General features: G+C 69.5%; 12 protein-coding genes. 2 read left to right on the top strand and 10 right to left on the bottom strand.

Annotated elements, in window-relative coordinates:
• Nucleotides 1-4: 4 nt before the first annotated feature.
• From AB0259_RS04310 to smc, 4 genes are all read right to left on the bottom strand, one after another.
• Nucleotides 5-505: a DUF2004 domain-containing protein gene (locus tag AB0259_RS04310; protein WP_251581071.1), complete on the bottom strand. Its 501-nt coding sequence runs from the start codon at nt 503-505 to the stop codon at nt 5-7.
• A 44-nt stretch (nt 506-549) separates the two neighbouring features.
• Entirely contained in the window at nt 550-1,422 is an 873-nt protein-coding gene (ftsY, locus tag AB0259_RS04305) for a signal recognition particle-docking protein FtsY (protein ID WP_366220440.1), read from the bottom strand.
• 22 nt (nt 1,423-1,444) lie between these two features.
• Nucleotides 1,445-1,801: an excalibur calcium-binding domain-containing protein gene (locus AB0259_RS04300; protein WP_366220441.1), complete on the bottom strand. Its 357-nt coding sequence runs from the start codon at nt 1,799-1,801 to the stop codon at nt 1,445-1,447.
• A 68-nt stretch (nt 1,802-1,869) separates the two neighbouring features.
• Nucleotides 1,870-5,370, bottom strand: a complete 3,501-nt coding sequence (smc, locus tag AB0259_RS04295) for a chromosome segregation protein SMC (protein WP_366220442.1) — start codon at nt 5,368-5,370, stop codon at nt 1,870-1,872.
• A gap of 419 nt (nt 5,371-5,789) precedes the next feature.
• Between smc and AB0259_RS04290 the strand changes: the two genes are divergently transcribed.
• Nucleotides 5,790-6,047: a hypothetical protein gene (locus tag AB0259_RS04290; protein WP_366220444.1), complete on the top strand. Its 258-nt coding sequence runs from the start codon at nt 5,790-5,792 to the stop codon at nt 6,045-6,047.
• A gap of 58 nt (nt 6,048-6,105) precedes the next feature.
• A complete protein-coding gene (locus AB0259_RS04285; protein ID WP_366220446.1) occupies nt 6,106-7,197 on the top strand; it encodes a GNAT family N-acetyltransferase in 1,092 nt (363 codons plus the stop codon).
• Here the strand turns inward: AB0259_RS04285 and mutM are convergent.
• Genes mutM through AB0259_RS04255 form a run of 6 tightly spaced genes read right to left on the bottom strand, consistent with a single transcriptional unit; the run spans nt 7,194 to nt 12,318 of the window.
• Complete coding sequence (gene mutM, locus AB0259_RS04280; RefSeq protein WP_366220447.1) at nt 7,194-8,099, bottom strand: bifunctional DNA-formamidopyrimidine glycosylase/DNA-(apurinic or apyrimidinic site) lyase; 906 nt, start codon at nt 8,097-8,099, stop codon at nt 7,194-7,196. The two genes, AB0259_RS04285 and mutM, sit on opposite strands and share 4 nt — an antisense overlap.
• A 6-nt stretch (nt 8,100-8,105) precedes the next feature.
• The gene (rnc, locus tag AB0259_RS04275) at nt 8,106-8,798 is read right to left on the bottom strand and encodes a ribonuclease III (RefSeq protein ID WP_366220448.1); all 693 of its coding nucleotides are present in this window, start codon (nt 8,796-8,798) and stop codon (nt 8,106-8,108) included.
• 10 nt (nt 8,799-8,808) lie between these two features.
• Nucleotides 8,809-9,018, bottom strand: a complete 210-nt coding sequence (gene rpmF / locus AB0259_RS04270; protein WP_018188062.1) for a 50S ribosomal protein L32 — start codon at nt 9,016-9,018, stop codon at nt 8,809-8,811.
• Between the two features lie 2 nt (nt 9,019-9,020).
• Nucleotides 9,021-9,578 carry a YceD family protein gene (locus tag AB0259_RS04265; protein ID WP_251581264.1) on the bottom strand — a complete coding sequence of 186 codons (558 nt, stop codon included), beginning with the start codon at nt 9,576-9,578 and terminating at the stop codon, nt 9,021-9,023.
• A gap of 56 nt (nt 9,579-9,634) precedes the next feature.
• Nucleotides 9,635-10,132, bottom strand: coding sequence for a pantetheine-phosphate adenylyltransferase (gene coaD / locus AB0259_RS04260; protein ID WP_251581101.1), 498 nt, complete (start codon nt 10,130-10,132; stop codon nt 9,635-9,637).
• Between the two features lie 38 nt (nt 10,133-10,170).
• Nucleotides 10,171-12,318, bottom strand: coding sequence for an ATP-dependent DNA helicase RecG (locus tag AB0259_RS04255; RefSeq protein ID WP_366220449.1), 2,148 nt, complete (start codon nt 12,316-12,318; stop codon nt 10,171-10,173).
• Nucleotides 12,319-12,352 lie beyond the last annotated feature (34 nt).

Raw genomic sequence — 12,352 nt, 5'->3', positions numbered from 1 at the left:
CTCCTCAGTCGGCGCTGGTCACCGATTGCACGGCGCCGGAGACGTCGAGGTTCACGAGGAGGACGTCGTCGGTGGAGTCCGGATCGAGGGCGTACTCGAGGACGGCGAACGGATCCTTGCCACCGTGCTCGTCGGCCAGGATCGTCATGCTCATCAGCTGCAGGGACCGGATGACGTCCATGTGGGTGTCCCCGGACACGTCGACCAGGAGGTCGTCGAGATCCTCGCCCAGCATCTCCTGCTGCTGGAGGATGAACTCGGTCACCTCGCTCGTGCGGTCGTCCAGCTCGGAGACCATCGCGTTCCGCGCGCGGAGATCGATGGTCTCCAGGGCGGCGATCATCGCGGCCGCCACGTCGAGCGCGTCGATGGAGACATCGTCCTGGTCGGGCGCGGTGAGATCGACGGTCACCCGCTGATCACCGAAGTCCACGACCTCCGACCAGAAGATCGACCCGTCGGGTCCGGACTCGAGGAGTCCGAAGTAGTCGTGCTCGATCGCCATGCATCAATGAAACCAGCCTTGGAGGTCGCGCGCGACCGCCTGGGTCAATCGACGAGCGCCGAGGCGAACACATGAGGGGTGAAACCGGTCAGATCGCCGATTCCCTCGCCCTGCCCGAGCAGTTTGACCGGGATGCCGGTGCGTTCCTGCACCGCGAGCACGAAGCCGCCGCGAGCCGAGCCGTCGAGCTTGGTCAGCACGAGCCCGGTGACACCCGCGTGCTCCAGGAACGCCTGCGCCTGCATCACGCCGTTCTGACCGGTGGTCGCATCGAGCACGAGCAGGACCTCGCTGATGGGAGCCTGCTTCTCGATGACGCGCCGGATCTTCGTCAGCTCGTCCATCAGGCCACCCTTGGTGTGCAGCCGCCCGGCGGTGTCCACCAGGACGATCTCGGTACCGGTGCGGATGGCATGCTCGATGGTCTGGAACGCGACGGATGCCGGGTCCTGCCCCTCCTGCTGGGGACGGACGATCGCCGCGCCCCCGCGCTCGGCCCAGGTGGCGAGCTGATCCACGGCGGCCGCACGGAACGTGTCGGCGGCGCCGACGACGACCGAGCGCCCGAAGCGCCTGAGGTAGTTCGCGAACTTCCCGATGGTGGTCGTCTTGCCGACACCGTTGACACCGACGACGAGCACGACGGCGGGACGCTCGGTCAGCCGGAGGGTCGTGTCGAATTTCGCGAAGTGCTCCTCAAGCGTCTCGCGCAGCATCCGCTGGAGATCCTTCGGATCGGTCGTGCGGAAGCGCTCGACCTTTTCGCGCAACTCATCGACGATCCGCTCGGTGATGTCGGGCCCGAAGTCCGCGGTCAGCAGAGCCGTCTCGAGGTCATCCCACGTGTTCTCATCGATCGTCGGCTTGACGAACATGCCGCGCAGCGCGCGGCCGAGGGACCAGGAGCTCTCCGCCATGATCCCAGGCTAGTTGACGGCGTCAGCCCTTCTCGCAGGCGATGCCGTCCTTGTCGCGGTCCATCTTCTTGTTGCCGTTGTAGAGCGCCGTCGAGATGTACGGCTTGACCTTGAACGGCTTCTTCTTGCCGTTGACGGTGTTGTGGGTCACACCGGACCGCGCCACCCCGCCCTTGTAGCTCTTGTTCAGCGCCGTGCAGTTCTTGAACGTCGTGATCGGCGGCTTGGCCGCCGGGATGATCGCCCGGACGTCGCTCGCGGAGATCGCGGGCGCGGCCACCGCCGCGCCGGCGGTCAGTGGGGCGCCGACCAGCGCGCCCGCGATCACCATGGCCGCCACACTCCGTCGCACCGCATTCACGCGCGCAGCACCCTTCATCCCCACCCCTAGTGTCCAGGCACAGTCGCCGATGACCGCGCTGCGCACACGCTAGCGCACTCTGGCGGTCATACCCCGGCGCGTTCGCGCACGCGCTGCCCGACGACGGCGGAGACGCCGTCCTGACGCATGGACACCCCGTACAGGGCGTCCGCGATCTCCATCGTGCGCTTCTGGTGGGTGATGACGATGAGCTGGCTCGATGCGCGGAGCTGCTCGAACACGCCCAGCAGGCGACCCAGATTGGCGTCGTCGAGGGCGGCCTCGACCTCGTCGAGGATGTAGAAGGGGCTCGGGCGGGCCTTGAAGATCGCGGTGAGGAGCGCCACCGCGGCGAGCGACCGCTCACCGCCCGAGAGCAGCGAGAGGCGTTCGATCTTCTTGCCCACCGGCCGCACGGCGACCTCGATCCCCGTCGTCAGCGGGTTGTCGGGATCGGTGAGCGAGATCGACCCGGTCCCGCCGGGGAAGAGGATCGGGAACACCTCCCCGAAGGCCACCCTCGTGTCCTCGAACGCGGCGAGGAAGATGGTCTGCATCCGCTCGTCGAGCTCCTCGATGATCGTCCGCAGGTCGGCTCGTGTGCGGACGAGGTCGTCGAGCTGCTCCGTGAGGAATGCGTGCCTCTGTTCCAGAGCGGCGAACTCCTCGAGGGCGAGCGGGTTCACCCGTCCGAGCTGGGCGAGCTTGCGTTCGGCCTCCTGCAGTCGGCGCATCTGCGCGGTGCGATCGAACGGAACGTCCTCGTCGTCGTCGACCGGAATGGGGACGTCCGGGCTGTATTCCGCCAGGAGAATATCTTCGCTGAGGCCGAGTTCCGACTGCACCCGGTCAAGCAGGCTCTGCACGTGCAGACGCTTCTCGTGCATCTGGAGTTCGAGGCCATGGACCGATTCAGTGAGCCGGTTCAATCGTTCCCGGGTGGTCGCGTCGTCGCGGCGTAGCTCCGCGAGCTCCGCAGTCAGCGCGGTGCGGGTCTGCTCCGCATGCTCCAGCTCGACGCGGGCTTGCACCGTCGAACGGTCGATGGAGTCCAGGACAGGCGGCAGCGCCGCCACGACGTCCGCTGCGACGGCACGTTGGGCACGGCGGATGACCGCACGACGCGCCGCGGCCTCCGCCGCCGCGCGTTCCTTCTCCCGTTGCCGCTCGAGCTGTCCGACGCGGGTCTCGGCCGCGCGGACGCGCTCGCGCAGCGTCTCCACATCGAGCCGGGTGTCCATCTCCCGCGCGCGAGCCGACTCCAGAGCGTCGAGGAGCCCGTCGCGGGCTGACGCATCCAGGATCGGACGGGGCGCTTCCTCGGCGGCACTGAACGCGTCCGCCGCCGCGCGTGCGGCGTTCTCCGCGTCTCGAGCCGCGGCCTCGGCCTGCCCGAGGCCGGCGCGGAGCCGGTCGCATTCGGCACCGGCGGATTCGAGGCGAACCGTCGCACGGTTGAGCTGCTCCGCGTGAGCGGCGAGGGCGGAGTCGTGCTCTCGGAGCGCAGCCAATGCATCGCGCGTTCGCTGACGGGCGGCATCCCATCCCGCCTGCGCATCGGTGAGCGCCTCGCGCAGGGAATCCGCGATCACTGAGACCTCGTCGAGCCGCAGGCGAGCAGCGTCGCGCTCGGCGGCGAGCTCGAGTCGAGACCGCGATTGACCCGAGCCGGCGCTCAGCGTGCTGGCGGTGACCGTCTCTCCCGCGCGGGTCACGACCACGATCCGCTCTCCCGCATCGGCCGCGGCGACCGCCGCCGCGTGAGCCGCGTCGAGATCGGCGGCGATGGCGACGCCGGCCAGCACGGCCCGCAGACCCTCCGGCGCGTCGACGACGTCCGCAGCCCAGGTCCACTCCCCCTCGAGCGCGGGCTTCGACACAGCCGGCCCCCGACTCACCGCGATGTCGACGACACCGAGCTCGTGCTCACGAGCCGTCGCGATCACCTCTCGCGCCGTGGCGATGTCGTCCACGAGGACGCCCTCGGCGAGTGCACCGAGCGCGGCCGCGACGGCAGCCTCGAACCCGGACGAGACGCGGATGGCGTCACTCACGATGCCGCGGACCCCGTCCCCGCCGCGATCGACGATCGCCGCTGCTGCGTTGCGGATGTCGAGGGCGCGCCCGAGGGCCGCGGTCTCCGCGAGAAGCGACTCGCGCTCGCGCTCCGCGGCATGGAGGCGATCGCGGATGGATCCGACCTCTGTCTCCGAATCCGACGCCTCGCGCTGTGCGCGCTCGTACGCCGCCGAGAACACGGTCGACGTGTCAGCCGGGTCCTCGGACGCCGGCGCGATCGATGCCAGTGCGTCCTCGGCCTCGGCTCGACGCTGCTCGGCCGCGTCGAGTGCGCGTTGCTGGCGCTCGAGGGCTGTCCGGAGCGCCTCCGCCTTGGACGCAGCCGCCTCGGCGCGGCCCCGAAGCGAGGCGAGACGCATGTCGTGTTCGGAGACCAGCGCGCTCTGCGCGGCGATGTCGGTGTCCAGCGCGTCGAGCTCGGCGCGTGCGCGGATGACGTCGCGGGCTGCGGCGGCAGCGGCATCCTGAGCATCGCCGAGACCCGATGCGATCTGATCGATGTCCGCACGGGCCTCGTCGATGGCCCCCTGGGTGACCGTGGTTCCGACGTCGGGCTGATCGCTGTCGTCGTCGAGCAGAGCCAGGCGCTGACCGGCGAGCGAATACAGCCCGCGCAGCCTCTCCTGCACCCGGCCGAGCTCGAAGGTCACCGCGCGCGCTCGATCGACGGCCTCCGCGCGCTGATCGTTCTCGAGTTCCTCGATGCGTCGGCGGAGCCCGTCGGCGCGATCTTGAAGCACGAGCCGTTCGGCGTGCCGTTCGTGCTCGGCCCGTGCGTGGTCGGCGAGCTCCCCGCGAAGCCGAGCCAGTTCGTCGGCGTGCAGACGGGCCTTGGCATCCCGGACGACGGCGGCGATCGTCGCCGCCTCGCGGGCGATCTCCGCCTGCTTGCCGAGCGGCTTCAGCTGTCGGCGCAGCTCGCCGGCGAGGTCGCTCAACCGAGTGAGATTGGCCTCCATCGCCTCGAGTTTGCGGAGCGTCTTCTCCTTGCGGCGACGGTGCTTCAGGATGCCGGCGGCCTCCTCGATGAATCCGCGGCGGTCCTCCGGGCTCGCCTGCAGCACGGTGTCGAGGCGACCCTGGCCGACGATGACGTGCATCTCGCGGCCCAGGCCGGAATCGCTCAGCAGCTCCTGCACGTCGAGGAGCCGGCAGGTCTCACCGTTGATCGCGTACTCGCTCGATCCGTTGCGGAACAGGGTCCGGCTGATCGTCACCTCGCTGTACTCGATCGGCAGCGCTCCGTCGGAGTTGTCGATCGTGAGCTGCACCTCGGCGCGACCGAGCGGGCCGCGCGTGGCCGTGCCGGCGAAGATGACGTCCTCCATCTTCCCGCCGCGCAGCGTCTTCGCGCCCTGCTCCCCCATGACCCAGGCCAGCGCGTCGACGACGTTGGACTTACCCGACCCGTTGGGGCCGACGATGCACGTCACGCCGGGCTCGAGCGCGAAGGTCGTCGGTTGCGCGAAGGACTTGAACCCCTTGAGCGTCACGCTCTTCAGGTGCATGGGGGCCTCCGGGATCGACGTCCCGTCCACGCTAGCGGACGATCCGCATTCTCCACTTGACGCCGCGCCCAGGGCGGGTCTAGTGTCAGTGCTCGCGTCAGAAGTCTGAGAAAGGAGGTCCCCTGACATGATCATCGAAATGACACCCACCGGAGTCGCGTTCACCGCGTTCCCGTGCGCGCTGGGGACCGTCTCCTTCGGCGCCGCGGCGGCAGACCGCATCCGTTCCGGCCACTGACAGCCGCCGAACATCCCGTCCCCGGACGGTGAACGTCTCCACGCCCTGAGGGCGGACTCCGTCCGTCCCCTTCGGATGCCGGGCCTCGCTGCCCCGTCCTTCTCTGCGTCTCCTCGTGCTGCGGCACGATCCTCCGCCGCCCCCTGCGGCACCCATCCCTCCCATCGAAATGAGATATCTCATGTCCACATCCACCGCGCCGCAGCGCACCTCGGCGGTCCTCGCCGCGCTGCAGCATCCCACCTCGACGGACCTGCCCGTCCGTCAGACGATCATCGACCGGATCGCGCTCCGAGTGGCCGTCGCTCTCCTCATCTGGAGCACGCGTCCCGGTCCGGACCGCGAAGCCATCCACGCCCGTCGCGCTCAGCGTCTCGCACGCGAGGCGCGCGAGGCGGAGTGGGAACGCCGCCGTGCGCTCCTCGCTCCGCGCCGATGACATATCCGGGGGCCGCGACCCGCTCGCGGCCCCCGGCCCCAGCCTGAAAGAGACCATCATGACCACCGCAGCCCCCTTCGATCTCCGGCCGCTCACCGTCCCGACCTCCGTCGACGCGCCCGAGGCCGCCGACTTCATCGCCATGGTCGAGGTGCGCAACGAGATCTACCGTGAGATCAGCGCGAACGACGACGAAGCAGTCACTCCTGCCCAGCTCCTCCCCCACTTCCAGCCGGACCCCGACAACGACAAGCGCAGTTGGATCGTGCTCGTCGCAGACGAGGTCGTCGGACGGGTGATCGTCGACCTCCCCGCCGAGGAGGGGTCGCTGGTCGCCTACTGGACCGTCGAACTCCTCGAGCGGGTGCAGGGCAGGGGCATCGGCAGCGCTCTCCACGCCGTCGTCGTGGAGACCGCCCGCGACGCAGGGCGCTCCATCCTGCAGGCGTGGGCCGAGCATCCCGAACCGGTTCCCGGGTCGCCGTCGGAGCGGCTCGCCGCGCCGACCGGGTTCGGCGAGATCCCGCTCGACCGTCCGGCGCGCTATTTCCGGCGCCACGGTCACACCCTCGAGCAGGTCGACCGCAAGAGCGTGCTCGAGATCGAACCGGCGCTCGCGACCGTGCGAGCCCTCCTCGCCGACGCCGAGTCCCACGCCGACGGGTACCGCGTGGAGCAATGGATGCTGCCCACCCCCGAGGCGTATCGCGAGAGCTTCGCGTGGGCCAAGTCGCGTATGTCGACGGATGCCCCGGCAGCCGGGCTCGAGATCGACGAGGAGACGTGGGATGTCGAGCGACTCGCCCGCCACGACGCCCGCTTCGTGGCGGGCGGACAGACCGTGCTGGTCACGGTCGCCGTCCACGAGGCGACCGGCACGGTCGTCGCCTTCAACGAGCTGTGCTCCGGTGTGGATCCGGCGGCGGCGACCCAGCAGATGGACACGCTGGTCCTCCGCGAGCACCGAGGCCATCGCCTCGGGCAGTTGGTGAAGTGCGCCGGAATCCTGCGGTGGCGTGAGCTCATGCCGCAGTCCTCCCGCATCGTCACCTGGAACGCGGAGGAGAACCGTCCGATGCTGAGCATCAACGAGGCGATCGGCTTCGTACCGGCGGCCTACATCGGTGCCTGGAAGAAAGTCGTGGACTAAGCGCGCCGTTGGCACCGAGGGCAGTAGTGGCTGGACCGGTTCGTGAAGCTGACCCGCACGATCGGGGTGCCGCATCGCGGGCAGGGCTGTCCCGTCCGACCGTACGCGTTCAAGGAATGGGAGAAGTAGCCCGCCTGTCCGTTGACGTTGACGTACTGCGCATCGAAACTCGTACCGCCCTCGGCGAGGGCCCGGTCCAGCACGGCCCGGACCTCGCCGAGCAGGCGGCGGACGGCGCGCGTCGACAGCTCGTTCGCCGGTCGGTCCGGGTGCAGGCGCGCCGCCCACAGCGCCTCGTCGGCGTAGATGTTGCCGATACCGCTCACGACCGTCTGATCGAGGAGTGCGCGCTTGATCGCGGAACGGGTTCGGCCGAGCGCTGCCCGGAACGCACGGTCGTCGAAGGCGGGATCGAGGGGGTCCCTCGCGATGTGCGCCACCTGACTCGGGACGAGAGCGGCGTCACTTCCGCGGCCCGCGGCGGCGCCGTCGCCGGTCGGTAGCAGCCGGTCGATAGCGAGAGAGCCGAAGGTTCGCTGATCCACGAAGACCATCAGGATCTCGCCGTGGATCGGATGCCGCACCTCGAAGCGGATGCGCTCGTGACGCAACGTCGGAGTCCCCGGCTCGCGCAGCAGCATCTGTCCGCTCATACCGAGGTGACCGACGATCGCCTCCGGCGCAGCGGCATCCGCCTCGGCGAGGGGCATCCAGAGGAACTTGCCGCGACGCACGACGGCGTCGACACGTCGTCCGGCGAGGCGCGTCTCGAAGTCGCGGGAATCCCCGACGTGACGAGTGAGGGATCGCGCGTCGAGCACGGTGACCGCATCCAACCGAGCGCCGGCGAGAGCGGGGACGAGGCCGGCGCGGACGACCTCGACTTCGGGGAGTTCGGGCACGGAGGTCTAGACCCGCGCGGACAGTTCGCGCCAGACCGACAGTGCGGCAGCCATCTCGGCCTGCTTCTTGCTCGACCCACTGCCCATCCGGGCGACGTCGCCGACGGTGACCGTGGCGGTGAAGACGCGGTGGTGATCGGGACCCGCTGCTTCCACGCTGTACGTCGGCGCCGCGTGACCCAGACGCGCGGCCAGCTCCTGGAGGCTCGTTTTCGGGTCCATCGCCGCGCCGTAGCGCTCGGGGTCGTCCATCAGCGGGGACACGAGCCGTAGGACGAGTGCGGTCGCCTCCTCGGTACCGGCCGACAGGTAGGCGGCGCCGATCAACGCCTCCGTGGTGTCGGCCAGGATCGAGTCCTTGTCGCGCCCACCGGTCTGGTCCTCGCCGCGCCCCAGTCGCAGATGGGCGCCCAAGCCCATGCCGCGGGCGACTTCGGCGAGGGCGACGGTGGAGACGACACTCGCGCGGCGCTTGGCGAGGGAACCTTCGTCGAGCTCGGGGTGCGTCCGGTACAGGTGCACCGTGACCGCCATCCCGAGGATCGAGTCCCCCAGGAACTCGAGCCGCTCGTTGTGCGCGATACCCCCGTGCTCATAGGCGTACGAACGATGGGTCAGCGCAAGCGACACAAGCTCGGGGTCGATGTCGACCCCGAGCTTGTGTGTGAGCACCGAGTGATCGGTTGCTGCGTCTGTCACGACGCGACGATCAGATGTCGGCGACCTTGCGGCCCTTGTACTCGAGGAACAGCTCCGTGCCCTGCGAGTCGGTGACGACCTTCGCCTGGTGGGGACGGCTGTAGACGACCTTGCCGTTCTCGATGGTCTTGACGAGCGTGGGGGCCTCGGCCTTCCACTGCGCGCGGCGCGAACGGGTGTTGGAGCGGGAGACCTTCCGCTTCGGGGGGTTACCTGCCATGGTCAGCTCTTCTCTGTGTCGTCGGCGGCGGGGCGCGGCGCCTCGTCGTCGTGGTCTGGGGTTCGGGCCGACAAGGCGGCCAGCGCATTCCAGCGCGGGTCGATCTGGGTCTCCGGGACCGGTGTTCCGGTCAGCCTCTCGCCCGTGGACGGATCGAGTCCGGGGCAATCCGGCTGACACACCGGCTGGAACGGAAGCGACAGGACGATCGCATCCCTGACAGGAGTTTCAAGATCCACGTGGTCGTCTTGAACCTCGAAGTCAGTCGCTTCGTCCCCAGAATACCCGAAGAGCTCCTGAAACTCGACTTGGAGGGGGTGTGTCAGGTCGACGAGGCACCGGCTGCACTGGCCGTCGTAGGTGGTGGAGATCTCGGCGGTGACCAGGATGCCCTCGTGCACCGACTCCAGACGCACGTCGACATCGACGTCTTCGCCGGCGTCGACCCAGGCCAATCCCTCGCCCCACTTCTCCGGTGCAGGGACGCGGATCTCGAACTCACGCATCTCGCCCGGTGCACGGACGATGTCACGCACGGGAAGGACGAACGGACCGCTCACACGCTTTCTGACCACGGTCGTCCATCGTACGCGTGCGTGGACTCCTTGGGGCCGCGTCAGCCCCGCTGTGCTCCCGTGTCGAGGAACCGCGCGACCGGACCGGGGACGAACGGCGACACGTCTCCGCCCAGCGATGCCACCTGGCGCACGAGTGAGCTCGACACCAGCGCGTGCGCGGGATCGGGGAGCAGGAACACCGTCTCGACATGAGCGAGGTGGCGGTTCACGATCGCCATGGGCGTCTCGTAAGCGACGTCCACCTGCGAGCGGATCCCCTTGACGAGGACGCCCGCACCCACGTCGGTCGCGTAATCCACCAACAGCCCCACGCTCCACGCCGCGACGACCACGTCGCCCTCGATGCCGCTCTCGGCGATGGACTGCTCGAGCAGGCTCAGCCGCTGCGCGATCGGCAGCATCGCCTCCTTGCCCGGATTGTGGACGACGAGGACGTGCAACTGGTCGTAGAGGGATGCTGCGCGCCGGATCACGTCGAGATGACCGAGCGTCGGGGGGTCGAAGGAGCCGGGCACGACCGCGATCCGGTTGTTCATAGCACCCGAGCCTAACGATGCTTCAGGCGCGCACGGCGTCAGTTCTTCGCGAGGGCGGCGCGCTCCCGTTGGCTGACGCGACCGGAGATGGCTGCAGCGAGGCCCGGATGCCGGTCGAGGCTCGGATCCTCGGCAAGGAGGCGCTCCGCCTCGGCGCGCGCCGTGGCGATCAGGTCCGCGTCGGCCACCACACGCAACAGACGCAACGACGATCGGACGCCGGACTGCGCGTCGCCCAGCACGTCGCCCTCACCGCGGAGGTCGAGATCGATCTCCGCGAGCTCGAATCCGTCGGTGGTGGCGGCGACCGCCTCGACCCGTGCCCGCGCCGGCGTGTACGGGTCGGCTTCGGTGACGAGCAGGCACAGCCCCGGGACCGACCCGCGCCCGACACGCCCGCGCAGCTGGTGCAGCTGCGACACCCCGAAGCGGTCCGCCTCGAGGATGACCATGGTCGACGCGTTCGGCACGTCGACGCCCACCTCCACCACCGTGGTCGCCACGAGGACGTCGATGTCCCCGCGGGCGAAGGCCTGCATGACGGCGTCCTTCTCCTCCCCCGGCATCTTGCCGTGGAGGATCTCGACGCGGATGTCGCGGTAGTCGGGGTGTCCCTCGAGCAGCGCCGCTGCCTGCACGACGCCCCAGCGCGTCCGGCCGGGTTCGGCATCCTCCGCAGCGTCGTCCTCGTCGGTGTCGGTCGCGGCATCGATCGCGGGACACACGACGAAGGCCTGCCTGCCGAGCCGCACCTCTTCGGCGACCCGTTCCCACACCCGCGCGAACCACGCCGGCTTCTCCCCCACCGGGGCGACATAGGTGGAGATCCCCGCTCGCCCTCCGGGCATCGTCCGGATGGTCGAGACGTCGAGATCGCCGAAGACGGTCATCGCGACCGTCCGCGGGATGGGGGTAGCCGTGAGCACGAGGACGTGCGGCGAACTTCCCTTCGCGCGCAGCGTCTCGCGCTGATCGACACCGAAACGGTGCTGCTCGTCCACGACGACGAGACCCAGGTCTGCGAACGTCGTCGACTCGCTGAGCAGGGCATGCGTTCCGACGACGATGCGCGCCTGCCCCGACGCGACGCGCAGCGCCGCCCGCCGACGTTCTGCGGCCGGCTGCTGCCCGGTGAGGAGGGTCGGCATCAGCTCCGGCGCGAGGTCCCGTCCGAGCATGCGAGCGATGGAGCGGACATGCTGACCGGCCAGCACCTCGGTGGGAGCGATGAGCGCCGACTGCCCACCGGACTGCGCCACCTGCAGCATGGCGCGGAGCGCCACGAGCGTCTTGCCGGAGCCGACTTCGCCCTGGACGAGCCGGTTCATCGGCCACGCACCGACGAGGTCTGCGGCGATGCGCTCGCCCACCGTCAGCTGATCGGGGGTGCGCTCGAACGGCAGCGCGGCGTCGAAGCGCGTGAGGAGCTCGCCCGCGGGGCGTGCGGTGGCCGACATCATCCGCACGAACTGCCGCTGTTGGAGGAGGGCTGCTTGCAGCACGAACGCCTCGTGCATGCGCAGCGTCTCGCGCGCAGGCCCCACCTGGTCGAACGTCTCGGGTGCGTGCATGCGGACGAGAGCCGTCCGCGCATCGAGGAGCCCCTGCGCGGTGCGGAATCCGTCGGGGAGAGGCTCGGGCACGTCGCCGAGACCGGTCAGCACCTGGTCGACACAGCGCTTGACCTGCCAGCTCGAGAACGTGCTCGTCGCGGGGTAGATCGGGATGGGGACGTTGTGCCACGCCTCCGCGCTCAACCGCGCGGTCCCCTCATCGTCGAAGAGCTCGTAGTCCGGATGGGTCAGCTGCTTCTGGCCGCGGTACTCCCCCACCTTGCCGGAGAAGATGCCCTGCCGACCCGTTCGCAGATCCTTCACACGCCACGCCTGACCGAAGAACGTGAGGGACATGGTGCCGTTGCCGTCGCCGATGAGCACTTCGACGAGCTCGCCGCGGCGGCCGCGCATCGGGCGGGTCGTCGCGGACAGCACTTCGGCGACGATCGTCACCAGTTCCCCCACCGGGAGCTCGGCGATGGGTGTCAGCTGACCACGGCTCGCGTAGCGGCGCGGGTAATGACCGAGCAGGTCGCCGACCGTCGTCATCTGGAAGGCCCGCCGCAGCCCCTTCGCCAGAGTGTCGCCGACCGCCTCGGGGAGAGGTGTGGCGAGGGTGTACGACGGCATGCCTCGAGTCTAGGAGCGGTCGCGGACGCCGCTA

Origin of the sequence: Microbacterium sp. NPDC080005 (assembly GCF_040702445.1) — a bacterium.
GTDB classification, from domain to species: Bacteria; Actinomycetota; Actinomycetes; order Actinomycetales; family Microbacteriaceae; genus Microbacterium; species Microbacterium oleivorans_D.
This window is presented reverse-complemented; position numbering and strand designations above follow the sequence as displayed.